Genomic DNA, 22,879 nt, shown 5'->3' with positions numbered 1-22,879 from the left:
CCGGTATTCACCGGCCCTTTCACTACGATATTTGACGATTACTCGTCAGCGTCGTCCGCTACATCATCTTCGCTGTCGGTTTCCGGCGCGATTTCATCATCACCTTCCGCCACGCTACCGTCGATAGCGTCCAGCTCTTCGTCGTCAACCGGCTCGGCCACGCGCTGCAGGCCCACCACGTTTTCATCTTCCGCAGTACGGATGAGGATAACGCCCTGAGTGTTACGCCCGACCACGCTGACTTCCGACACGCGGGTACGCACCAGCGTCCCCGCGTCGGTGATCATCATGATCTGGTCACAGTCGTCGACCTGTACCGCGCCCACCACGGAGCCGTTACGCTCGGTGACTTTGATAGAGATAACGCCCTGCGTCGCACGCGACTTGGTCGGATACTCTTCAGCAGCGGTACGTTTACCGTAGCCGTTCTGAGTGACGGTCAGGATTGCACCTTCGCCGCGCGGAATAATCAGCGATACCACGCTGTCGTTTTCCGCCAGCTTGATACCGCGTACGCCGGTCGCAGTACGACCCATGGCGCGAACGGCATCTTCTTTAAAGCGCACCACTTTACCGGCGGCGGAGAACAGCATGACTTCATCTTTACCTGCGGTCAGGTCAACGCCAATCAGTTCGTCGCCTTCGTTCAGGTTCACCGCGATAATACCGGCGGAACGCGGACGGCTGAACTCGGTCAGCGCCGTTTTCTTCACGGTACCGCTGGCGGTCGCCATAAAGACGTTCACGCCCTCTTCGTACTCGCGTACCGGCAGGATGGCGGTGATACGTTCGTTCGCTTCCAGCGGCAGCAGGTTGACGATCGGACGGCCACGCGCGCCACGGCTGGCTTCCGGCAGCTGATAAACCTTCATCCAGTACAGACGGCCCCGGCTGGAGAAGCACAGGATGGTGTCATGGGTGTTGGCCACCAGCAGACGGTCAATAAAGTCTTCTTCTTTAATACGCGCTGCTGACTTGCCTTTACCGCCACGACGCTGAGCTTCGTAATCGGTTAACGGCTGATATTTGACGTAACCCTGGTGAGACAAGGTCACAACAACATCTTCCTGGCTAATCAGGTCTTCGATATTAATGTCGGCACTGTTGGCGGTGATTTCGGTACGGCGGGCGTCGCCGAACTGTTCGCGAATCAGCTCCAGCTCTTCGCGGATCACTTCCATCAGACGCTCGGCGCTGCCCAGAATGTGCAGCAGTTCAGCAATCTGTTCCAGCAGCTCTTTGTATTCGTCGAGCAGTTTTTCATGCTCAAGGCCGGTCAGTTTCTGCAAACGCAGATCCAGAATCGCCTGCGCCTGCTGTTCAGTCAGGTAGTATTTACCGTCGCGAACGCCAAACTCAGGTTCCAGCCATTCCGGACGCGCGGCGTCGTCGCCCGCACGTTCCAGCATCGCCGCGACGTTGCCCAGTTCCCACGGCTGCGCCACCAGGCCCGCTTTCGCTTCAGCCGGGGTCGGAGCACGACGGATCAGTTCAATGATCGGGTCGATATTCGCCAGCGCAACCGCCAGCGCTTCCAGAATGTGCGCACGATCGCGCGCTTTACGCAGTTCGAAAATGGTACGGCGAGTCACCACTTCACGACGGTGACGCACGAACGCGGCAATAATATCTTTCAGGTTCATGATCTTCGGCTGACCATGGTGCAGCGCGACCATGTTGATACCGAAGGAAACCTGCAGCTGAGTCTGGGAGTAGAGGTTGTTGAGAACCACTTCGCCCACCGCGTCGCGTTTCACTTCAATCACGATGCGCATCCCGTCTTTATCAGACTCGTCGCGCAGCGCGCTGATGCCTTCAACGCGTTTGTCTTTGACCAGCTCGGCGATTTTCTCGATCAGGCGCGCTTTGTTCACCTGATACGGAATTTCGTGCACGATGATGGTTTCACGACCGGTTTTGGCGTCGGCTTCCACTTCCGCGCGCGCGCGGATATACACTTTACCGCGGCCAGTGCGATAGGCTTCTTCAATCCCGCGGCGGCCGTTGATGATGGCGGCAGTCGGGAAATCCGGGCCAGGAATGTGTTCCATCAGGCCTTCGATGGTGATGTCTTCGTTGTCGACATACGCCAGACAGCCGTTGATCACTTCCGTCAGGTTATGCGGCGGAATGTTGGTTGCCATACCTACGGCAATACCGGAAGAACCGTTGACCAGCAGGTTAGGAATTTTGGTCGGCATGACGTCTGGAATTTTTTCCGTACCGTCATAGTTGTCCACAAAGTCTACCGTCTCTTTTTCGAGATCGGCCATCAGCTCATGAGCGATTTTCGCCAGACGGATTTCCGTGTAACGCATTGCCGCCGCGGAGTCGCCGTCGATGGAACCGAAGTTCCCCTGGCCGTCCACCAGCATGTAGCGCAGCGAGAACGGCTGGGCCATACGAACAATGGTGTCATATACCGCAGAGTCGCCGTGCGGGTGGTATTTACCGATCACGTCACCCACGACACGGGCTGATTTTTTATAGGCTTTGTTCCAGTCATTGCCCAATACGTTCATGGCGTAAAGTACGCGACGGTGTACCGGCTTCAGGCCATCTCGGACATCCGGCAGCGCACGGCCAACAATGACCGACATCGCGTAATCCAGATAAGAGTTTTTAAGCTCTTCCTCAATGTTGACCGGTGTAATTTCTCTCGCAAGGTCGCTCATCTAACCGCTATCCCTCTACTGTATTCCCGGATTCAAAGGTCGCAAATTATAACACATTAGCGTAAAGACAGGTAAACCCATTAGCACCTGCCGGACGCTTTATTCGCGCGTCGGTACTGATATACTCGCAGGCAATAATGAAATAAGGAGCAGGAACACCCATGAATGCCGAAAAAGCTGCGGTAGCGCATAACGTTGACCACGAAGAAATCGCCAAATTCGAGGCCGTCGCATCACGCTGGTGGGATCTGGAAGGGGAATTTAAGCCCCTGCACCGCATTAACCCGCTGCGCTTAGGCTACATCGCCGAACGTTCCGGCGGCCTGTTCGGTAAGAAAGTGCTGGACGTTGGCTGCGGCGGCGGCATCCTGGCAGAAAGCATGGCCCGCGAAGGTGCCACGGTGACCGGCCTGGATATGGGCTTTGAGCCGTTACAGGTGGCGAAACTCCACGCGCTGGAAACCGGTATTCAGGTCGAATACGTACAGGAGACAGTAGAAGAACACGCGGCGAAGCACGCCGGGCAATATGACGTCGTCACCTGCATGGAAATGCTGGAACACGTCCCGGACCCACAGTCGGTGGTAAAAGCCTGCGCCCGGTTGGTCAAACCCGGCGGCCAGGTCTTCTTCTCCACGCTCAACCGCAACGGTAAATCCTGGCTGATGGCGGTGGTCGGCGCGGAATACATTCTGCGCATGGTGCCCAAAGGTACGCACGACGTGAAAAAATTCATCAAGCCTGCCGAACTGCTCAGTTGGGTTGATCGGACCGTGCTCAAAGAGCGCCATATGATTGGCCTGCACTACAACCCGATAACCAATAGCTTCAAGCTGGCACCGGGCGTTGATGTTAACTATATGCTGCACACTACCGCCAAAAGCGAGTAAGCCGCTGATGACGCTGGCCCGCAGGCCGGATAAGGCGCAGCGCCGCCATCCGGCGCTGCGCCGACGTTCAACGCCTGATGGCGCTTCGCTTATCAGGCCTGCAAACCTATCGGCCCTACCAATCATTGGTATTGCCACTGCGGCAAAATTGCGCTGCATCATATAGCGCAATTTTTCCCTTCGCCGAAGAAATCAGCACTCGATCAAATTTTCATTTTTTTTTGCGCATTATTGACATCCCCGCCAGCCCTTATGCGCCGTGGACTTCGCGTTTTTCACCCTTTATCAACCTCAATTTAACGTCAAAATCAACCCTTGTACTCAAAAGAATCCAGACTAGAATACTCACCATATAGCGTTTAATTAATCAACGACCCCCTACATGTAGTATTTATCCACAGGTTTTACTACAACCGGCATTGTGGATAAATCAGGGGATATTTTCCTTTTCACGGACAGGTAACAATCACATGAATCAGAGTCTGCTGGTGACGAAGCGTGACGGCCGCACAGAGCGCATTAACCTCGACAAAATTCATCGCGTGCTGGATTGGGCAGCGGAAGGGCTGCATAACGTCTCGATTTCTCAGGTCGAGCTGCGTTCACACATCCAGTTCTACGACGGAATTAAAACATCTGATATTCATGAAACGATTATCAAAGCAGCCGCAGATCTGATCTCCCGCGAAGCACCAGACTACCAGTACCTGGCCGCACGCCTGGCGGTATTCCACCTGCGTAAAAAAGCCTACGGCCAGTTCGAGCCGCCGGCGCTGTTCGACCACGTCAAACACATGGTCAATCTGGGTAAATACGACAATCATCTGCTGGAAGACTATACGGAAGAAGAGTTCAAGCAGATGGACTCGTTTATCGTTCACGACCGTGACATGACCTTCTCCTACGCGGCAGTTAAGCAGCTTGAAGGTAAATACCTGGTACAGAACCGTGTGACCGGCGAAATCTACGAGAGCGCGCAGTTCCTGTATATTCTGGTCGCGGCCTGCCTGTTCTCCAACTACCCGCGTGAAACCCGCCTGAGCTACGTGAAGCGCTTCTACGATGCGGTTTCCACGTTCAAGATTTCTCTGCCTACGCCGATTATGTCCGGCGTACGTACCCCGACCCGTCAGTTCAGCTCCTGCGTCCTGATCGAGTGCGGCGACAGCCTGGATTCCATTAACGCCACCTCCAGCGCGATTGTGAAATACGTTTCCCAGCGCGCCGGTATCGGTATCAACGCCGGTCGCATTCGTGCACTGGGTAGCCCGATTCGCGGCGGTGAAGCGTTCCACACCGGCTGTATTCCGTTCTATAAGCACTTCCAGACGGCGGTAAAATCCTGCTCTCAGGGCGGCGTACGCGGTGGTGCGGCCACCCTGTTCTACCCAATGTGGCACCTGGAAGTCGAAAGCCTGCTGGTCCTGAAAAACAACCGCGGCGTCGAAGGTAACCGCGTGCGTCACATGGACTACGGCGTACAGATCAACAAACTGATGTACACCCGACTGTTGAAAGGTGGCGACATCACGCTGTTCAGCCCATCCGACGTCCCGGGGCTGTATGATGCATTCTTTGCCGACCAGGACGAGTTTGAGCGCCTGTACGTACAATATGAAAACGACGACAGCATCCGCAAACAGCGCGTTAAAGCGGTCGAGCTGTTCTCGCTGATGATGCAGGAACGCGCCTCTACCGGCCGTATCTACATCCAGAACGTTGACCATTGCAACACCCACAGCCCGTTCGATCCGGCTATTGCGCCGGTGCGCCAGTCTAACCTGTGCCTGGAAATCGCGCTGCCGACCAAACCGCTGGACGACGTGAACGACGAAAACGGCGAAATCGCGCTGTGTACGCTGTCCGCGTTCAACCTGGGGGCCATCAACAGCCTCGACGAGCTGGAAGAGCTGGCAATCCTGGCAGTGCGCGCGCTGGACGCCCTGCTCGACTACCAGGACTACCCGATCAAAGCCGCAGAGCGCGGTGCGATGGGTCGTCGTACGCTGGGCATTGGCGTTATCAACTACGCCTACTGGCTGGCGAAAAACGGTAAACGTTACTCCGATGGCAGCGCTAACAACCTGACGCACCAGACTTTCGAAGCCATTCAGTACTACCTGCTGAAGGCCTCTAACGAGCTGGCGAAAGAACAAGGCGCCTGCCCGTGGTTCAACGAAACCACCTATGCGCAGGGTATTCTGCCGATCGATACCTATAAGAAAGACCTGGATGCGATTACCAACGAACCGCTGCACCTCGACTGGGAAGCGCTGCGTCAGTCCATTACGACCCACGGCCTGCGTAACTCTACGCTCTCTGCACTGATGCCGTCCGAGACCTCTTCGCAGATCTCCAACGCCACCAACGGCATCGAACCGCCGCGCGGCTACGTGAGCATCAAAGCGTCGAAAGACGGTATTCTGCGCCAGGTCGTGCCGGACTACGAGCATCTGGGTAACGCCTACGAGCTGCTGTGGGAAATGCCGAACAACGACGGCTATCTGCAGCTGGTGGGGATTATGCAGAAGTTTATCGACCAGGCCATTTCCGCCAACACCAACTATGACCCGACGCGCTTCCCGTCAGGCAAAGTACCGATGCAGCAGCTGCTTAAAGACCTGCTGACGGCCTATAAGTTTGGCGTGAAAACCCTGTACTATCAAAACACCCGCGACGGTGCGGAAGATGCTCAGGATGACCTGGTGCCGTCCATTCAGGATGACGGCTGCGAAAGCGGCGCCTGTAAGATCTAATAACGATTGCCGGGCAGCGATACGCTGACCCGGCCTTTGATTTCCGTACCGACGAAAACCTTATTCGGTGTACGGATTTTTTTGCGATGATATTGTAAGCAGGTAAGTAACCGCCATCCGGCATTACTCTCCAGACAGGATTGACATCAATGGCATACACCACTTTTTCACAGACGAAAAACGATCAGCTCAAAGAGCCGATGTTCTTTGGCCAGCCGGTCAACGTGGCACGCTACGACCAGCAGAAATATGACATCTTCGAAAAGCTGATTGAAAAACAGCTCTCCTTCTTCTGGCGTCCGGAAGAAGTGGACGTGTCCCGCGATCGCATCGACTACCAGGCGCTGCCGGAACACGAAAAGCACATTTTCATCAGCAACCTGAAGTATCAGACCCTGCTGGACTCCATTCAGGGCCGTAGCCCGAACGTGGCGCTGCTGCCGCTGATTTCCATTCCTGAGCTGGAAACCTGGGTGGAAACGTGGGCGTTTTCTGAAACCATCCACTCGCGATCTTACACCCACATTATCCGCAACATCGTCAACGATCCGGCGATTGTGTTTGATGACATCGTCACCAACGAACAGATTCAGAAACGCGCAGAAGGCATTTCCAGCTACTATGACGAGCTGATCGAAATGACCAGCTACTGGCATCTGCTGGGCGAAGGCACCCACAGCGTCAACGGCAAAACCGTGACCGTGAACCTGCGCGAGCTGAAAAAGAAACTCTACATCTGCCTGATGAGCGTGAACGCGCTTGAAGCCATCCGCTTCTACGTCAGCTTCGCCTGCTCTTTCGCTTTCGCCGAGCGCGAACTGATGGAAGGCAACGCCAAAATCATCCGCCTGATCGCGCGCGATGAAGCCCTGCACCTGACCGGTACCCAGCACATGCTGAACCTGCTGCGCAGCGGCACCGATGACCCGGAAATGGCGGAAATCGCCGAAGAGTGCAAACAAGAGTGCTATGACCTGTTCGTTCAGGCCGCTCAGCAGGAAAAAGAGTGGGCAGACTACCTGTTCCGCGACGGCTCGATGATTGGCCTGAACAAAGACATTCTGTGCCAGTACGTTGAATACATTACCAACATCCGTATGCAGGCGGTCGGCCTGGATCTACCGTTCCAGACCCGCTCCAACCCGATCCCGTGGATCAACACCTGGCTGGTCTCTGATAACGTACAGGTAGCACCGCAGGAAGTGGAAGTCAGCTCATACCTGGTCGGTCAGATTGACTCGGAAGTTGATACCGACGATCTCAGCAACTTCCAGCTGTAAGATGAGCCGGGTTTTTCTGCGCATCACCGGCACGCGTCTGCTGTGCCAGGATGAACATCCGTCCCTACTGGCGGCGCTGGAGTCCCACAACGTTGAGGTGGAATATCAGTGCCGTGAAGGCTACTGCGGCTCCTGCCGCACGCGGCTGGTATCGGGCCAGGTTGACTGGCTGACCGAGCCGCTGGCCTTTATCCAGCCGGATGAAATTTTGCCCTGCTGCTGCCGGGCAAAAGGCGATATTGAAATCGAGATGTAACGGTTAGTACACGACATACCTCTTCGCTAATGGCGCCGATAAACGGCGCTTTTTCTTTTCTGCGCCAACACGCCGCCGCGCGCCCAGCCGGCAGAAGTCGACTCAGACCGCAAAATGCGCGATTCCGCTTTCGATTAACGCGCGAATATGTTCGATATCAAACAATTTTCCATAATGATGTGACTTAATGTGATGAAAACGAACATTGAGGACACACTATGGACAGCGCCTCTGTATCTGAATTCGACGTTATTATCATCGGCGGCGGTGCCACCGGCGCCGGGATCGCCCGCGACTGTGCCCTGCGCGGGCTGAAGGCGGCGCTGGTAGAGCGTTTTGATATCGCCACCGGCGCCACTGGACGCAATCACGGTCTGCTGCACAGCGGCGCGCGCTACGCGGTGACCGACGGCGAGTCGGCGCGCGAATGCATCAGCGAAAACCAGATCCTGCGCCGGATTGCCCGCCACTGCATTGAGCCCACCAGCGGCCTGTTCATCACGCTGCCGGAAGACGATCTGCACTATCAACGTCCCTTTATCGAGGCCTGTCTGGCCGCCGGTATTCAGGCTGAAGCCATCGACCCGCAGCTCGCCAGGCGCATGGAACCCTCGGTTAACCCGGCGCTGACCGGGGCGGTGCGCGTGCCGGACGGCACCGTCGATCCGTTCCGCCTCACCGCCGCCAACATGCTTGATGCGCGTGAACACGGCGCAACCATCCTGACCGCTCACGAAGTCACGGGGCTTATCCGTCGCGGCGACCGGGTAGAGGGCGTCAAGCTGGTCGATCGCACCACCGCCGAACAACGTGAGCTGCGCGCGCCCGTGGTGGTCAACGCCGCCGGGATCTGGGGCCAGCGCATCGCCGAATATGCCGATTTACGCATCCGCATGTTTCCAGCCAAAGGCTCGCTGCTGATTTTCGAAAACCGCCTCAACCAGCACGTTATCAACCGCTGCCGCCCTCCCGCCGACGCCGATATTCTGGTGCCCGGCGATACCATCTCACTGATTGGCACGACCTCCACACACATTGACTATCGTGATATCGATCGCTGCCGGGTCACACCTGATGAGGTTGACATTCTGCTGCGAGAAGGCGAGAAGCTGGCGCCCCGTATGGCACATACGCGCATTCTCCGCGCCTACTGCGGCGTACGGCCGCTGGTGGCGAGCGACAACGATCCCAGCGGGCGCAACGTCAGCCGCGGCATTGTCCTGCTGGACCACGCTGAGCGCGATGGGCTGGAAGGCTTTATCACCATTACCGGCGGCAAGCTGATGACCTATCGCCTGATGGCGGAGTGGGCCACCGACGCCGTCTGCCGAAAATTGCGCCACAGCCGCCCCTGCTCAACCGCCGACACGCCGCTGCCCGGTTCTCAGGAGACCGCCGAGAAAACGCTGCAGCGCATGATCTCCCTGCCCGCGCCGCTCCGCGGTTCTGCGGTCTATCGGCACGGCGACCGGACCCCGGAGTGGCTCGGCAACAGCCGCCTGCACCGCAGCGTGGTGTGCGAATGCGAAGCCGTCACCGCCGGTGAAGTGCAGTACGCGGTGGAAAATCTGGCGGTTAATAATCTGCTGGATCTGCGTCGCCGTACGCGCGTCGGCATGGGGACCTGCCAGGGAGAACTGTGCGCCTGTCGGGCGAGCGGCCTGCTGCACCGTTATCAGGTGACCACCGCCGCCCAGTCGCTGGCGCAGCTTTCTGACTTTCTTAACGAGCGCTGGAAAGGCGTCCAGCCGATTGCCTGGGGCGATGCGCTGCGCGAAAGTGAACTCACGCGCTGGGTGTACCAGGGTCTGTGTGGCCTGGACAAGGAGGGCAACCATGAGATTTGATAGCGTTATCATCGGCGGCGGGCTCGCCGGACTGCTGTGCGGGCTACGGCTACAGCAAGCAGGGCTACGCTGTGTCATTGTCAGCCGCGGCCAGAGCGCGCTGCATTTCTCCTCCGGGTCGCTGGATCTGCTCGGCGCCCTGCCCGATGGCCAGCGCGTAGACGATCCCGTCAGCGGCCTTATCGCGCTCGCCGAGGCATCACCGCAACACCCTTATGCGCTTCTCGGTGCCGATAACGTGCTGCGCTATGCGCAACATGCGCAAACGCTGCTGGCTTCCTGTGGTCTGAACATGCAGGGCTCCAGCACGCAAACGCACCAGCGCGTAACGCCGCTTGGCACCCTGCGTGATGCCTGGCTCAGCCCGCCGGATATTCCCGTCACACCGCTGCCTACCGGCGCCATTCGCGTGGTCGGCATCAGCGGTTTTCTCGATTTCCAGCCGCACCTCGCGGCGGCCTCTTTGCAGCAACAGGGGCTGACGGCTGATACCGCCGAAATCGATCTCCCCGAGCTGGACGTGCTGCGCGATAACCCAACCGAGTTTCGCGCCGCCAATATCGCCAGGGTGCTGGACGAAAAAGCATACTGGCAGACGCTGTATCAGGCGCTGCTGCCGCTGTGCGAGGGGCACGATGCCTTGCTGCTTCCCGCCGTTTTTGGCCTGCGCGATACCGCGCTATTCGACTGGCTTAACGCCAGCCTGCCCTGCCCGCTATTTTTACTGCCTACGCTGCCGCCTTCGGTGCCCGGTATGCGTTTGCACGCCGCACTACAGCGGCAGTTCGTCAGCCTTGGCGGTATCTGGATGGCGGGGGATGAAGTCGTGCGCGTCAGCCACGCTGACGGTAACGTTGACGCCGTCTGGACGCGTAACCACGGCGATATTCCGCTGCGCCCACGCTACGCCGTACTGGCCAGCGGCAGCTTTTTCAGCAACGGGCTGATCGCCGGGCGCGAGGGTATCCGCGAATCGATTTTGGGGCTGGATATCCAGCAACCCACGCCGCGCGCGGCGTGGTATCACGATAATTTCTTCGCTCCGCAGCCGTGGCAACAGTCCGGCGTCATCGTGGATGACGCCCTGCGCCCGGCGCAACGTGGCGTCACCTTTACTAATCTGTTTGCCATCGGTTCCGTTCTGGGCGGCTATGATCCTATTGCCCAAGGGTGCGGCGGCGGCGTCTGCGCGGCCACCGCCCTGCACGCTGCGGAGCGGATTATCGCGGCGGTGGGAGGCCAACCATGAGCCAGAACAGCTTTGAAAACTGCATCAAATGTACCGTCTGCACCACCGTCTGCCCGGTGAGCCGCGTCAACCCACGCTACCCCGGGCCAAAACAGGCCGGGCCGGACGGCGAACGGCTGCGGCGCAAAGACAGCCGCCTCTACGACGACGCGCTGAAATACTGTATTAACTGCAAGCGCTGTGAAGTGGCCTGCCCTTCCGACGTGAAAATCGGCGATATTATTCAGCGCGCCCGCGCCGACTACGGTCAGCAAAAGCCGGGAGTGCGTGACGCAATCCTCAGCCATACCGATCTGATGGGCAGCCTGTCCACGCCGTTTGCGCCGCTGGTTAACGCCGCCACCGGCCTCAAACCGGTACGTCAGCTGCTGGACACCGCGCTGAAAATCGACCACCGCCGCAGCCTGCCAAAATACGCCTTCGGCACCTTTCGCCGTCGCTACCGGCACATTGCCGAACGACAGACGCAGTTCGCCGAGCAGGTGGCATTTTTTCACGGCTGCTACGTTAACTACAACCACCCGCAGCTGGGGCTCGATCTGATTACCGTTCTCAACGCCATGGGCGTAGGCGTGCAGCTATTAAGCAAAGAGAAATGCTGCGGGGTGCCGCTGATTGCCAACGGCTTCTTCGACAAAGCGCGGCAACAGGCGCAAAGCAACGTGGCGTCGCTACGCGAAGCCATTGAAGACAAGCAACTGCCGGTGTTAGCGACCTCGTCGACCTGCACCTTTACGCTGCGCGATGAGTATCCGCATCTGTTAAATGTCGATAACCACGGGCTCCGTGAGAGCATTGAGCTCGCAACGCGCTGGCTATGGCGAAAATTGGACGAGGGCGCCGCGCTGGCATTAAAGCCGCTGCCGCTTAAGGTGGTGTATCACACGCCGTGCCACATGGAGAAAATGGGCTGGTCGCTGTATACGCTGGAACTGCTGCGCCGTATCCCGGGTCTGGAGCTGCAGGTTCTCGAATCGCAATGCTGCGGCATCGCCGGAACCTACGGCTTCAAAAGTGAGAACTACCCTACCTCACAGGCGATAGGCGCGCCGCTGTTCGCACAAATTGAAGCCAGCGGCGCCGATCTGGTGGTGACGGATTGCGAAACCTGCAAATGGCAGATTGAGATGTCCACCAGCAAGCGCTGTGAACATCCCATCACCCTGCTGGCGCAGGCGATTTCGCGTGATTGAGCCTGGTGCCCGCGATGTGCCGGGTGGCGCTGCGCTTACCCGGCCTGCATTCCGCATCCGACGTCTAGAGTACCAGCGAATCGACGACGTTAATCCAGCCGTGCTCGCTGGCAACCGGTTTGCCGTGCAGCCAGCGGCGCAGCATGTTCAGCGCCATCATGGCGCACACTTCCTGGCGTATCGCTAAACCGTGTCGCGTATTGCTGAACTTCACCTGCAGCGCGTGGGTGCCTTCCGCCGTCGAGAGCGCAAAATTAATGTGCTCGCTCTCCAGTCCGCTGACCGCCAGAGCCAGCCCGGCAAAGTGATTAACGCGGCGCTCGGCGGCCCAGCGCGCGGTCTGCGCCAGGGTTTCATCCTGCGGCGGCACCACTTCACTGGCCAGCAGCGGCGCATCGGCGCGGGAGAGCTGTAGCGCAATCAGCCCGCTGGTGAACTGCTCGCTCAGCGTCAGGCTCAGCTGTTTTTCTTTCAGCACGCGGGCCAACTGCGCGGGCAGCCCCTCGGTACCTTCAAAAATCAGGCTTTCCCCGGCCACTTTCTGTACCTCTGGCCACAGTGCCAGCATCGCCTCGCGATGCTCCGACGGGCCGGTCAGCTTCAGTTCAATAATCGGCATGGAAGAGCGGTAGCCCATCGTCACGCCCGGCGGCAAATCAAGATGCTGCAAACTTTGGGCGAGGTCGCTTTCCGAGCGGCCAAAGGTGGTGAGTCGTAGACACACCGGCGGCTCACCAACCGGGTAACGCTGGCGGATGCGCGGCAGAATTTCACGTTCCACCATGACTTTAAATTCCGACGGCACGCCCGGCGTGAAGAACATAAGACAGCGGTTGAGCTTCACGGCGAAGCCGCAGGCGGTGCCCACCGGGTTATCAATCAGCTCCGCGCTGGCCGGGATTTCCGCCTGCTTGCGGTTGCTGGGTGCCATCACGCGGCCGCGCTCGCTGAAAAATCGCTCCATAAACGCCAGCCACTCTTCATGCATAACCAGCGATTCCCCTTTGGCGGTCGCCGCCGCCAGCGCGCTGAGATCGTCGCTGGTCGGCCCCAGACCACCGTTCACGATGAGAATATCGGCCTGCGTGCTGCGTTCGCGCAGAATCGCCACCAGATCATCCAGGTTATCGCCTACGGTATTGCGGCGGGACAGCGGAATACCCTGCTGGAAACAAAAATCAGCCAGCCAGGCCGCATTCGTATCGACGATCTGTCCCGATAAGACTTCGTCACCGGTGGACAGCATCTCAACCGTTATCATCACTTTCTCCATTAAAAAGAGGACGATTAACTATACACAAAATCATTCGAGTTACATCACAAAACGCGCCTGCGTTTTGACCTGAAGGGGGGAGAAGTGAATCACGCAAACGGAGGATTTAAGAGGGAAAAAAGGGGCGCAGCGGTAGCCGCCGCGCCGGGGAGGATCAGAACGCTGCGCTTACGCCGACGTACGGGCCATCGGCTACGGCGTTGTCGCGGTTGCCGTCTTTGCCGGCAAGGTTCAGGTAGCGATAGCCTGCTTCGATGCTGATCGGGCGCATCAGGGTGTATCGCGCGCCGGCGTTCGCTTCGGTATAGCTGTCGATACCGCTGGACAGCGAGTCCGGAGAATAATAGTACTCGCCGAACAGACGCAGGCTGTCGCCGATTTTCCACTGCAGGCCGCCGCCCACCGCTGCCGCATAGCCGGAATCGCCCGCTTTCGGATCGGTGTAAATACCTTTACCGCCCACGGTTGCCAGGAACGGACCCAGCGGGATATTCAGCCCCAGGCCCAAACCGGCGACATCACCGTCGTCATCGTTGTGCGTCCAGTTACCGGTTAACGCCAGGCCCGACGTTTCGGTGCCCATGCCAAAACCCAGGTTGGTATATTCTTTACCCGCCTGGCCGCTAATACTGATAGCACTCGCTGACGCAGAGGCAAACATCAGCCCCGCCAGACTCAATAACACGCTCTTTTTCATCTTCATCCTTTCACGCAAAGCAAAAATAAATCCCACAAACCGCTGAATTGTACTGCGTTAAACCGCGGTTTCAATCTACGAAATAGGCAATAATCGCCGCGATTGTAACGAATTACGACTCATACATCTGCAAAAATAATGAATTAAATTAACAAAATAACCACAGGATATGATTTATGCGGCAAACTGCGCGGCAACCCAGAGACCGAGCTGATGACGAGAAACTTTTATCCCGCTCCCTTTCATCGTTTCGGGCAGCCGTAGCCAGCGGCAGGGCTGCTGAAAACCGGCCAGTTTATCTTTGGCCCATACGGCCAGCGCAGGCAAGTCCAGCGCGGCTTCACCGTCCACTACCGCCACCGGACGCTGGCCAAACTCGGCGTCGTCCACTGGCACGATAAACACCTGATTGACCGCAGGGTGCTGGGCAATAACGCGCTCAACCGCTTCAGGCTGAACACCTTCACCGCCGCTGAAAAACAGGTTATCCAGCCGTCCTATTACCCGCAGGCGGCCATCATGCAGCTCACCGCGGTCGCGAGTCGCGAACCACCCCTCGGCATTAACCAGCGGCACGAGTGCACCGTCACGCCAGTAGCCCGCCGCCATGCTGGTCGCACGGAGCCAGATTTCGCCCTCAACCAGCCGCATCTCGCGGCCGGGCAGCGGCGTACCCACGTCATCGCCGCCGTTGGCCTCGCGGGCACAAACGGTCGACGCAAACTCGGTCAGGCCGTAGCCGCAGAAGGTGCGGATCCCCCGGGCGGCTGCCTGTTCCGTCAACGCCGCAGGAATCGCCGCGCCGCCTAATAACACCGCCTTGAGCGAGAGCGGCTGCCGGTCGTTAAACAGCCGCCACAGCTGCGTAGGCACCAGAGAAGCATGCGTGCAGCCTGACAGCGCATCGGCCAGCGGGCGTTCACTCACCGCCATCTGCGCACCGGCAAACAGCCAGCGCCAGAAGATCCCCTGCCCGGACACGTGGAACAACGGCAACGACAGCAGCCAGCAATCGCCTTCGCTAAACGGCATCAGGCTCAGCACGCCTTCCGCACTCGCCAGATGCGCGGCGCAGCGGTGAACCGCCGCTTTTGGCAGCCCGGTCGAGCCGGAGGTCAGCGTCATGGAGGCCAGCCGTTCAGCCTGCCAGCCGACATCGTGGTACTGGCGCGCGCTACGCAGCCGCAGCACAGGCAAATCGTAGTGCGCCTCGCCGTCGAGATTAAGCACATGGCTGAGGGTCAGCCCCGGCAGCAGTTCACTGACCAGAGACGCGGGCAGACGCGGGTTGAGCGGTAAAATGCGGGCGCCGCACTGGAGCAGCGCCAGCCAGGCCAGCACCGCCTGAGGATGGTTGCGGGCGCACAGCGCCACGCCGTCCCCTGCCCTGACACCCTGTGCCTGCAAACCGGCGGCCAGCGAGTCAACGCGCTGGCACAGCGTGGACCAGCTCAGCGTCTCGTCATCAAAACGCAGCGCCGCCGCCGCGCCGCGCTGCGCGCACCAGTGACGCCACGGCCAGTTTGTGAAGGTCACAGCAGCGGCTCCATATCCTCAATCGCACCGCACGGCAGCGCGCTGTGCGGCCAGCAGCGAATCAGCTGGGTCTGCATCAAATCCAGCGTATCGAGACCCGGTACGGTCTGCGGCGTCAGCCAGGCCGCGATACGCGCCAGCTGCGTGAGGCCAAGGCTGGACTCCAGCGAAGAGCTGATAACCGCCGTCAGGCCCAGCGCATGGGCGGCCGCCACCTGCGCTTTCACCCGCGCCAGGCTGCCGGTCAGCGTCGGTTTAATCACCACCGCCCGTAGCCCCGGCTCGGCTTCAAAGCGAAAATCCGCCTCGCGCAGGCTTTCATCCCAGGCAATGGCGATGCCGGTTTCCTGCGCAAAGGCGCGCGAATCCTCGCGGGTTTTACACGGCTCTTCAAGAAAAGCGATGCGCGCGCGATGCGCCGGGTCAACGTATTTAGCGAACTGCTGCGCCTTCAGCGGCGTCCAGGCGCGATTGGCGTCAAGACGTAGCGTCAGCTCCGGAATGGCTTCCAGCAGCAGATTCACCACCATGCCATCGCGAACCGCTTCGTACAGACCCACTTTCACTTTGGCGACTTTCTCACCAGGCATCTCAGCAAGCTTGAGCACCAGTTCATCAGGGTCGCCGGTACACAGCGGCGCGGCGCGAAAATCCGCTTCCTGCGGCAGTTCATCGTTGATTTCGGCCAGTGCGCAACTGATACCAAACGCCACGGAGGGCATCTCAGGCAACGGCGCGGCGTCATCCTGACGCCACGCGTTTGTCCAGGCCAGCAGCGCCGACTGTGCGTCGTCCAGCGTTTCGTGGCTGAAGCCCGGCAGCGGGGACACTTCGCCCCAGCCGTCACGCTCGCCGTCACGCAGGTAGACGAACAGCCCGTCGCGGGTTTTCAGCCGCCGCTCGCGCAGAACCACGCCCGCGTCCATCGGGATCTGCCAGCGGTAAACCTGGGCGCGACGCATTACGGGTTCCGTTTAAATTTGCTGAAGTCTGGCTGGCGTTTCTGGTTGAAGGCGTTACGACCTTCCTGACCTTCTTCGGTCATATAGAACAGCATAGTGGCGTTGCCCGCCAGCTCCTGCAGACCCGCCTGACCGTCACAGTCGGCATTCAACGCGGCTTTCAGGCAGCGCAGCGCCATCGGGCTGTTTTGCAGCATTTCGCGACACCAGCGAACGGTCTCTTTTTCCAGATCCGCCAGCGGTACCACGGTGTTCACCAGGCCCATATCCAGCGCCGCTTTGGCGTCGTACTGGCGGCACAGGAACCAGATTTCACGCGCTTTTTTCTGACCCACGATGCGCGCCATGTAAGAAGCGCCCCAGCCGCCGTCAAAGGAACCGACTTTCGGGCCGGTTTGGCCGAAGATGGCGTTATCGGCCGCAATGGTCAGGTCGCACATCATGTGCAGCACATGGCCGCCGCCGATGGAGTAACCCGCCACCATCGCCACAACCGGTTTCGGGCAGGTGCGGATCTGGCGCTGGAAGTCGAGCACGTTCAGGTGATGTACGCCGCTGTCGTCCTGGTAGCCGCCGTAGTCGCCGCGCACCTTCTGGTCACCGCCGGCACAGAAAGCTTTATCGCCTTCGCCGGTTAAGATAATCACGCCAATATTGTCGTCATAGCGCGCATCGGCCAGCGCCTGGATCATCTCTTTCACCGTCAGCGGGCGAAACGCGTTGCGTACCTGCGGGCGGTTAATGGTGATTTTGGCAATGCCGTCAGCGGATTTTTGATAGCGAATGTCGGTAAAACCTTCGGAACAGTCGTGCCATTCGGCCGGGGCGTACAGCATAGCTTCATCAGGATAAATCATAGCGAGTCCTATAAGTTAGCAGGCAAAATCTGCGCCAGACACGCCGCCACGTCCGCGGGATTTTCCCGGTGTGCGTTGTGTCCGGCATCACGAATAATATGGCAAGGCCGCGCAAGCGATTCGGCAATAGCACGAAACTTACGATCGCGTTCGCCACAAAGAAAGTGGAATGGGAAAGCGCAGGTTTGCAGCGCAGGCCGCAAATCGTCCTGCACCGCCAGCGAGGTGGCCAGCAGCATTGCCGCCAGCGCCACGCCGTTGTTTTCTTGTCGCAGCGCCACCAGAGCGTCGCGCTGTACGGCGGTCAGGCTGGCAAACACCGGCTGCTGATACCAGGCGTTAAACACCGTCGCCAGCGGCTGCTGGGCAAAGCGTTTCGCCCACCGCTGGTCGTTTTTCCAGCGTTCGGCGCGCTCGGCATCATCGGCGAGCCCGGGATGACCGCCTTCGACGATGACGCCTGCCAGTCCTGTCGGCTGCGAACAGCAGGCATAGTGCATCGCCACCCGGCCGCCCAGCGAGTACCCTACCAGCCAGTAGTTGAGTATGTTGTAACTCAGCAGCGTTGCCGTGAGCCATTTGTCCATGTCAGCGAAACCGCCTATCTGCACATTGTCCGAGCCGCCGTGTCCGGGAAGGTCAATATACAGGCGGTTTAGCGCGCTGAAGCGCTCACCCACGGGACGCCATTCGTGGCGATCGCCAGAAAAACCGTGCAAAAAGACCAGCCACGGCTGCGCGGGGTTGCCACGCTCGGCGACGGCATGGAGGATCATAGTTGGCTCACCTGCGCCAGCAGCTGCTGTAGCGTTTGTGCCCCGTCGGTGTCGTTCACCACCAGTTCAATCACCGTCGTCGCCGGTGCGCGCCAGGCCGCGCCGAGCGCCGACTCCAGCTCACTCCAGCTCTGCGGCTGATGGTAGTTCAGACCAAACATTTTCGCCGCGTGTTCAAAATGAACGTTCTGCGGCATAGCGTAAAAGCGCTCGCGCTCTTCCACTGGCGTGGGGAGCAGGGAGAAAATCTGCCCGCCGTTGTTGTTCACCACAATCAGTACCATCGGCGCCGAGACCTGGCGCAGCAGCGCCAGACCGTTAAGATCGTACAACGCGGAAAGATCGCCGACGATCGCCAGCGTTGGCCGCGCGCTGGCTCGCTGCACGCCCGCAGCCGTGGAAATCAGCCCATCGATACCGCTGGCGCCGCGATTGCTGTAGACCGGGTATCCCGCGGGCAGCTGGCCTAAAGCGTCAATCAGGCGCACCACGAGACTGTTGCCGACAAACAGCTGCCCCTGTTGCGGAAGATAACGATGAATACGGTGCGCCAGCTGCGCCTCGCCGAAGCGGTCGCCGTGCGCGGCAACCGTCTGCCAGGCCTGCGCGGAGATAGCAGGAATCACGGTGGCCCACGGCGCGCGTTTTTCCGCCGGATGCTGTTCCAGCCAGCGCGCAATGTTGCATACCAGACGACGCCCGCGATGGTGCGCCGGATCCAGACGGCCCGTAAGCGAGTCCACCAGCCAGTACTCGTCCGGCTCGCAGGCAAGCTGCCATTGCAGTACGCGTTTACCGGTCAGGCTGCTGCCGATTTGCACCACGATCTGCGCCTGACGCAGCTCGTTCACCGCCGCCGGGTTGCCCAGCCAGAGATCGGCGCAGGGCAGCGGCTGCCCGGTTTGCGACAGCACGTCGCCAATCAGCGGCCAGCCCAGGGTTTTCGCCCACTCGGCCACCTGCTTGCCTTCTTCGGCGCTCATGCGCCCGGCCACCACCACACCGCGCTTCTGTCGCCAGAAGAACCAGTCGCGCTGGGCCGCGCTTTCCTGATGCAGCGCCTCGCGCAGCCAGGGTTTTTCCCCCTGCCACCAGTTTCCCAGCGCCTGCTGCCAGGCAAGGCCGGTTTCATCCATGTCGCCGTACAGCGGCTCGGCAAACGGGCAGTTAATATGCACGCCGCCGGCGTGTAGCGCTCCCAGCGCATCGTCAACCACCGATACCAGCCAGCGAGCCGGGATGTCCTGACTCGGGCGCGGCAGCGAAACGGTATGCGACGGGTGTGAGGCAAACATCCCCGGCTGGCGAATAGCCTGATTTGCGCCGCAGTCAATCAGCTCCGGCGGGCGGTCGGCGGTCAGCAGAATAATTTTTTCACCGGTCAGGCCCGCTTCAATCAGCGCCGGATAGAGGTTCGCCACGGCAGTCCCCGAGGTGACGATCACCGCGACCGGCGCTCGGCTCACCTTCGCCAGCCCCAGCGCCAGGTGCCCAAGGCCGCGTTCATCGAAATGGGTATGATGGATAAAGGCGCGGTTTTCCGCCGCCGCCAGGGTGAGCGGTGTTGAACGTGACCCGGGCGCGATGCAAACGTGCCGCACGCCGTGACGGGTTAATGCTTCCAGAATCACCGCCGCCCAGCGTCGGTTAAATGCGCTTACTGACATGAAATTGTCCGGTATCAAAGATTGCGGCTCAGTATAAATACTACGACAACGTAGGATTTTGATATGAGTCGGTAATGTTCTATTCAGAGAACAACAATGAGCGCAGCCCTGCCGCTTTATTTTCGATTTCCTGCCACTCCTGCTCCGGGTCGGAACCGTCGACAATCCCGGCACCTGCGTACAGGCGTACCGTTCGGTCTTCAACTTTCGCCGATCGCAGCGTGACGCAAAATTCGCTCTGCTGACGAGAAAGATAGCCCGCGGAGCCCGCGTACGCTTCACGGGTAAACGGCTCAAAGCGCTCAATAAACGCCAGCGCTGCCGCGCGCGGCAGCCCGGCAACCGCCGCCGTTGGCTGGAGCTGCAGCAAACACAGCGCGTCGTCCGGCCGCGTGAGCGTCGCCTGGATGCGGCGACGTAAATGCTGCACCTTGCGCAGGCGTACAATTTCGGCAGGCAACACGTCCAGCGCTTGCGTTACGTCCTGCAAACGCTGGCAGATATCGTCAACGACCAGGCCGTTTTCGCGCTGATTTTTATCGTCGCGCATCAGCCAGTCGCCGAGCCGCTGCGCCACCGTCGGGTCGTCGTGCGCCGCCACGGTACCGGCCAGCGCCTCGGTCAGCAGATCAACGCCGCGCCGACGGAACAGGCGCTCCGGCGACGAGCCGAGAAACGCCCGCCGCGCATCAAACGCCATAAAGAAATGATAGCAAGAGAAATTGACCCGGCGACTTGCCGCCATCAGCGCCCCCGCGTCCGGCGCATGGGTGAAGGTGAGATCCGTGGCCCGGGCCAGTACCACTTTGGTAAACTCGCCGTGACGAATCGCCTCGGTCGCCTGCGAAATCAGCCGGCACCAGCCCTCTTTACCCGGGCGATGGGTTTCGCTCTCCTGACGCAGGGTTAAGGCCGCGCTCGCGTGGTGGTCCGTGAGCAATGCCAGGCACGCCCGCGCCAGCGCCGCATCCTGCGCCAGCGAGACGTCGCTGCACACATTCAGTCGCAGCACCGCCCGTCCCGCTTCGCGCCGCCACTCCAGGCGGGGTAAAAACAGCGAGCCCTCGGTCGGCGTGAAGGCGTTAATGCCGCAAACGCGCACATCGTCACGCGCCTGCATCGCCAGAAAATCATTGGCCTGAGTCAGCGAGGAGAAGACGCGTACCGCGCCCAGCGCGGCGATCTCTTCTTTGCCGCTGCGCTGCTGCCAGTAAAACTGCGGCCAGACCGCCTGACCATTGAGCCAGGCGAGCGGATCGAAGGCATCGTTCAGGGGGAAAGCGACTTCAAGGATTCGCGTGCCGGGCAACGCGGGAAAATCGTCTGCCAGACGCGCTGACAGGCTTTGTAGCGCCGCTAAGATTGACAGCACGCAAACCTCCCTATCATAAAAACCACATAGTATAAGGGGTACTACCCATAAATTGCAGTACCCACGATTAGGGAGCGGGCGGGTATCAAGGCAATATCGCACTGAAAAGCAACGGACTTTGCCTTTTACTATAGCGGGAATTGGCGGCTATGCGCGGGTCACCTCACGCGCCATACCGACGTGCGGAATGCCGTCTTCGTCATACACATCGGTGACGGCGACAAAACCAAACTGAGCGTAAAAGTCACGCAGGTGTGCCTGGGCACCGAGATACAGCGCGCGCTGCGGCCAGCGTTGCAGGCAAGTGTCGACGGCGCGGGCCATCAGCTGATGCCCCAGCCGCTCGCCGCGAACGTCAGCACTGACGATCACCCGGCCGACAGTCACCGGTTCGAGCGTTTCTTCACTCACCAGAATGCGCGCGTAGGCCACCAGCCTGTCGTCCTTCCAGCCCAGCAGATGGCGGTTCTCGCCGACCAGATCGTCGCCGTCGACATCAAGATACGGGCAGGTTTGCTCCACCACAAACACTTCACAACGCAGCTTTAGCAGCGCATACAGCGCCGGGACGGTTAATTCAGAATGGTGCAAATCTTGCCAGCAAATCATGGTAGGCTCCTTAGACCTTTTTTTACCGCCAGGGGCGCGGCGCTATGCAATTGACTTTTTTAGGCACTTCCGCGGGTGTGCCAACGCGTACTCGCAACGTAACAGCAATGCTGCTGAATCTGCAACACCCCACGCAGCCGGGACTGTGGCTTTTCGACTGCGGCGAAGGAACCCAGCACCAGTTGCTGCATACGGCGTTCAACCCGGGAAAAATTGAGCGGATTTTTATCAGCCACCTGCACGGCGATCATCTTTTCGGCCTGCCAGGGCTGATTTGCAGCCGCTCGATGGCCGGTAGCGCCCAGCCGCTGACGCTATATGGCCCGAAAGGGCTCGCTGAGTTTGTCGACGCTACGCTGCGGCTAAGCGGCTCATGGACCGATTTCCCGTTGGACGTGGTGGAAATCAGCGCCGGTGAGATTCTGGACGATGGTCTGCGCAAAGTGACCGCCTACCCGCTCAATCATCCGGTCGAGTGCTACGGCTTTCGCGTGGAAGAGCACGACAAGCCCGGCGCGCTGGACGCCAGGCGGCTGATTGCCGACGGCGTGCCCTCCGGCCCGCTGTTCCAGAAGCTTAAAGCGGGCGAACGCGTCACGCTGGCAGACGGCCGGATTATCGACGGCGCCCATTATCTTGCGCCGGCAACACCCGGCAAGAAAATCGCTATTTTTGGCGATACCGCCCCCTGCGATGCGGCGCTGGCACTGGCCCGTGACGTCGATCTGATGGTTCATGAAGCCACGCTGGAGGCCGCGATGGCGGAAAAAGCCAATAGTCGCGGCCATTCGTCGAGTGAACAAACCGCACAGCTGGCGCGAGCGGCTAACGCCAAACGGCTGATCGTCACTCACGTCAGCTCGCGATACGATGCCGAAGGCTGCCGCCGCCTGCTGGCCGAGTGCCGACATATTTTCCCGGACTGCGAGCTGGCCGACGATTTCGCCACCTTCACGCTGGCATAACGTTTTGTCTCACGGTGCC

At 59.6% G+C, this 22,879-nt stretch carries 18 protein-coding genes; 8 read left to right on the top strand and 10 right to left on the bottom strand.

Annotated features, from left to right (window positions below; genetic code table 11):
* Nucleotides 1-38: 38 nt before the first annotated feature.
* A complete protein-coding gene (gene gyrA / locus V6942_RS15895) occupies nucleotides 39-2,675 on the bottom strand; it encodes a DNA topoisomerase (ATP-hydrolyzing) subunit A (protein ID WP_182934423.1) in 2,637 nt (878 codons plus the stop codon).
* Nucleotides 2,676-2,836: 161 nt separating this feature from the next.
* Between gyrA and ubiG the strand changes: the two genes are divergently transcribed.
* The 7 genes from ubiG to glpC all read left to right on the top strand — a co-directional run bounded on the left by ubiG (nucleotide 2,837) and on the right by glpC (nucleotide 12,146).
* The gene (ubiG, locus tag V6942_RS15890; RefSeq protein ID WP_106924351.1) at nucleotides 2,837-3,565 is read left to right on the top strand and encodes a bifunctional 2-polyprenyl-6-hydroxyphenol methylase/3-demethylubiquinol 3-O-methyltransferase UbiG; all 729 of its coding nucleotides are present in this window, start codon (nucleotides 2,837-2,839) and stop codon (nucleotides 3,563-3,565) included.
* Nucleotides 3,566-4,035: 470 nt separating this feature from the next.
* Nucleotides 4,036-6,321 (top strand): class 1a ribonucleoside-diphosphate reductase subunit alpha, encoded by a 2,286-nt coding sequence (gene nrdA, locus V6942_RS15885; protein ID WP_106924350.1) that lies wholly within the window; start codon nucleotides 4,036-4,038, stop codon nucleotides 6,319-6,321.
* A 149-nt stretch (nucleotides 6,322-6,470) separates the two neighbouring features.
* A complete protein-coding gene (gene nrdB / locus V6942_RS15880; protein ID WP_106924349.1) occupies nucleotides 6,471-7,601 on the top strand; it encodes a class Ia ribonucleoside-diphosphate reductase subunit beta in 1,131 nt (376 codons plus the stop codon).
* A 1-nt stretch (nucleotide 7,602) separates the two neighbouring features.
* Nucleotides 7,603-7,857: a class I ribonucleotide reductase maintenance protein YfaE gene (yfaE, locus tag V6942_RS15875; RefSeq protein WP_106924348.1), complete on the top strand. Its 255-nt coding sequence runs from the start codon at nucleotides 7,603-7,605 to the stop codon at nucleotides 7,855-7,857.
* A gap of 218 nt (nucleotides 7,858-8,075) precedes the next feature.
* On the top strand, nucleotides 8,076-9,704 hold the full coding sequence (gene glpA / locus V6942_RS15870; RefSeq protein WP_333501468.1) for an anaerobic glycerol-3-phosphate dehydrogenase subunit A: 1,629 nt from the start codon (nucleotides 8,076-8,078) through the stop codon (nucleotides 9,702-9,704).
* Nucleotides 9,694-10,953 carry a glycerol-3-phosphate dehydrogenase subunit GlpB gene (gene glpB, locus V6942_RS15865; protein ID WP_333501467.1) on the top strand — a complete coding sequence of 420 codons (1,260 nt, stop codon included), beginning with the start codon at nucleotides 9,694-9,696 and terminating at the stop codon, nucleotides 10,951-10,953. Before glpA ends, glpB begins: the two co-directional genes overlap by 11 nt.
* Nucleotides 10,950-12,146, top strand: a complete 1,197-nt coding sequence (gene glpC / locus V6942_RS15860; RefSeq protein ID WP_182930283.1) for an anaerobic glycerol-3-phosphate dehydrogenase subunit GlpC — start codon at nucleotides 10,950-10,952, stop codon at nucleotides 12,144-12,146. Before glpB ends, glpC begins: the two co-directional genes overlap by 4 nt.
* Before the next feature lie 64 nt (nucleotides 12,147-12,210).
* Here the strand turns inward: glpC and V6942_RS15855 are convergent, their stop codons facing one another.
* The 9 genes from V6942_RS15855 to V6942_RS15815 all read right to left on the bottom strand — a co-directional run bounded on the left by V6942_RS15855 (nucleotide 12,211) and on the right by V6942_RS15815 (nucleotide 21,895).
* Nucleotides 12,211-13,407: a nicotinamide mononucleotide deamidase-related protein YfaY gene (locus tag V6942_RS15855; protein WP_106924344.1), complete on the bottom strand. Its 1,197-nt coding sequence runs from the start codon at nucleotides 13,405-13,407 to the stop codon at nucleotides 12,211-12,213.
* A 166-nt stretch (nucleotides 13,408-13,573) separates the two neighbouring features.
* Nucleotides 13,574-14,116 (bottom strand): YfaZ family outer membrane protein, encoded by a 543-nt coding sequence (locus V6942_RS15850; protein ID WP_333501466.1) that lies wholly within the window; start codon nucleotides 14,114-14,116, stop codon nucleotides 13,574-13,576.
* Between the two features lie 174 nt (nucleotides 14,117-14,290).
* Nucleotides 14,291-15,652, bottom strand: a complete 1,362-nt coding sequence (gene menE / locus V6942_RS15845; RefSeq protein WP_182967446.1) for an o-succinylbenzoate--CoA ligase — start codon at nucleotides 15,650-15,652, stop codon at nucleotides 14,291-14,293.
* Nucleotides 15,649-16,614: an o-succinylbenzoate synthase gene (gene menC / locus V6942_RS15840; RefSeq protein ID WP_106924341.1), complete on the bottom strand. Its 966-nt coding sequence runs from the start codon at nucleotides 16,612-16,614 to the stop codon at nucleotides 15,649-15,651. Before menC ends, menE begins: the two co-directional genes overlap by 4 nt.
* Entirely contained in the window at nucleotides 16,614-17,471 is an 858-nt protein-coding gene (gene menB, locus V6942_RS15835; protein ID WP_106924340.1) for a 1,4-dihydroxy-2-naphthoyl-CoA synthase, read from the bottom strand. The genes menC and menB overlap by 1 nt, the downstream gene beginning before the upstream one ends.
* Nucleotides 17,472-17,479: 8 nt before the next feature.
* Nucleotides 17,480-18,247, bottom strand: coding sequence for a 2-succinyl-6-hydroxy-2,4-cyclohexadiene-1-carboxylate synthase (gene menH / locus V6942_RS15830; RefSeq protein ID WP_333501465.1), 768 nt, complete (start codon nucleotides 18,245-18,247; stop codon nucleotides 17,480-17,482).
* Nucleotides 18,244-19,914 carry a 2-succinyl-5-enolpyruvyl-6-hydroxy-3-cyclohexene-1-carboxylic-acid synthase gene (gene menD, locus V6942_RS15825; RefSeq protein WP_333501464.1) on the bottom strand — a complete coding sequence of 557 codons (1,671 nt, stop codon included), beginning with the start codon at nucleotides 19,912-19,914 and terminating at the stop codon, nucleotides 18,244-18,246. Before menD ends, menH begins: the two co-directional genes overlap by 4 nt.
* Nucleotides 19,915-19,993: 79 nt before the next feature.
* The gene (menF, locus tag V6942_RS15820) at nucleotides 19,994-21,286 is read right to left on the bottom strand and encodes an isochorismate synthase MenF (RefSeq protein ID WP_106924337.1); all 1,293 of its coding nucleotides are present in this window, start codon (nucleotides 21,284-21,286) and stop codon (nucleotides 19,994-19,996) included.
* A gap of 147 nt (nucleotides 21,287-21,433) precedes the next feature.
* A complete protein-coding gene (locus tag V6942_RS15815; RefSeq protein ID WP_182930280.1) occupies nucleotides 21,434-21,895 on the bottom strand; it encodes a GNAT family N-acetyltransferase in 462 nt (153 codons plus the stop codon).
* 44 nt (nucleotides 21,896-21,939) lie between these two features.
* Between V6942_RS15815 and rbn the strand changes: the two genes are divergently transcribed.
* On the top strand, nucleotides 21,940-22,860 hold the full coding sequence (gene rbn / locus V6942_RS15810; protein ID WP_106924335.1) for a ribonuclease BN: 921 nt from the start codon (nucleotides 21,940-21,942) through the stop codon (nucleotides 22,858-22,860).
* Nucleotides 22,861-22,879 lie beyond the last annotated feature (19 nt).

The organism is Kluyvera genomosp. 2 (assembly GCF_036759865.1).
GTDB classification, from domain to species: Bacteria; Pseudomonadota; Gammaproteobacteria; order Enterobacterales; family Enterobacteriaceae; genus Kluyvera; species Kluyvera ascorbata_B.
This window is presented reverse-complemented; position numbering and strand designations above follow the sequence as displayed.

Coding starts and splice junctions, on each gene's coding strand:
- nrdA (WP_106924350.1), top strand. CDS start 4,036: ATGAATCAGAGTCTGCTGGTGACGAAGCGTGACGGCCGCACAGAGCGC.
- V6942_RS15850 (WP_333501466.1), bottom strand. CDS start 14,116: ATGAAAAAGAGCGTGTTATTGAGTCTGGCGGGGCTGATGTTTGCCTCT.
- menH (WP_333501465.1), bottom strand. CDS start 18,247: ATGATCCTCCATGCCGTCGCCGAGCGTGGCAACCCCGCGCAGCCGTGG.
- V6942_RS15815 (WP_182930280.1), bottom strand. CDS start 21,895: ATGATTTGCTGGCAAGATTTGCACCATTCTGAATTAACCGTCCCGGCG.
- menD (WP_333501464.1), bottom strand. CDS start 19,914: ATGTCAGTAAGCGCATTTAACCGACGCTGGGCGGCGGTGATTCTGGAA.
- glpB (WP_333501467.1), top strand. CDS start 9,694: ATGAGATTTGATAGCGTTATCATCGGCGGCGGGCTCGCCGGACTGCTG.
- glpA (WP_333501468.1), top strand. CDS start 8,076: ATGGACAGCGCCTCTGTATCTGAATTCGACGTTATTATCATCGGCGGC.
- menC (WP_106924341.1), bottom strand. CDS start 16,614: ATGCGTCGCGCCCAGGTTTACCGCTGGCAGATCCCGATGGACGCGGGC.
- glpC (WP_182930283.1), top strand. CDS start 10,950: ATGAGCCAGAACAGCTTTGAAAACTGCATCAAATGTACCGTCTGCACC.
- yfaE (WP_106924348.1), top strand. CDS start 7,603: ATGAGCCGGGTTTTTCTGCGCATCACCGGCACGCGTCTGCTGTGCCAG.
- nrdB (WP_106924349.1), top strand. CDS start 6,471: ATGGCATACACCACTTTTTCACAGACGAAAAACGATCAGCTCAAAGAG.
- ubiG (WP_106924351.1), top strand. CDS start 2,837: ATGAATGCCGAAAAAGCTGCGGTAGCGCATAACGTTGACCACGAAGAA.
- menB (WP_106924340.1), bottom strand. CDS start 17,471: ATGATTTATCCTGATGAAGCTATGCTGTACGCCCCGGCCGAATGGCAC.
- rbn (WP_106924335.1), top strand. CDS start 21,940: ATGCAATTGACTTTTTTAGGCACTTCCGCGGGTGTGCCAACGCGTACT.
- gyrA (WP_182934423.1), bottom strand. CDS start 2,675: ATGAGCGACCTTGCGAGAGAAATTACACCGGTCAACATTGAGGAAGAG.
- V6942_RS15855 (WP_106924344.1), bottom strand. CDS start 13,407: ATGATAACGGTTGAGATGCTGTCCACCGGTGACGAAGTCTTATCGGGA.